This window comes from Pseudoalteromonas sp. MMG013 (assembly GCF_018100885.1).
GTDB lineage: Bacteria > Pseudomonadota > Gammaproteobacteria > Enterobacterales > Alteromonadaceae > Pseudoalteromonas > Pseudoalteromonas aurantia.
Window position 1 is genome coordinate 1 of sequence record NZ_JAGJEE010000129.1, and the last position, 421, is coordinate 421.

Genomic DNA, 421 nt, shown 5'->3' on the forward strand with positions numbered 1-421 from the left:
AACTCGCGTATTGGCGCCGCTTTTTCCTGCTTCGGTGGTACCCGATTGGGTTTCTAACTGCTCTATCAGCCCTTGTGCATTGTAAATCAGCGCGGTTTTTTCTGTGCCCGTTGCGGTTTTAGTTAAAATACTACTCGCTCGCTCACCGGTATATTCTATGGTGGTTTGGTGACCTTGCGGCCCCTGCATCGCCGTTAAACGCCCCGCTGCGTCATAGTGCTCTTTGGTATTAGTGCCGTCGATTTTAAGTGTCGCACTGCCGTCTGCATTAAATGTTAAAGTGTCATCTGCGCCACTGCCCGCTTTGCTCACATACTCTTTACGTGCGCTATCATAAACAAATTTCTGTGCGTAACCATCTGCAGTTGTGCGAGTAACCACACTCCCTGAGGTATTTTTACTGCCTTCTAATTCTATGCGC

Annotated in this window: 1 protein-coding gene; it reads right to left on the bottom strand. The window is 48.7% G+C overall.

Annotated elements, in window-relative coordinates; all coding sequences use genetic code 11:
- A partial coding sequence (locus tag J8L98_RS24660) for a hypothetical protein (protein ID WP_210998694.1) occupies positions 1-421 on the bottom strand: 421 nt, incomplete at both ends.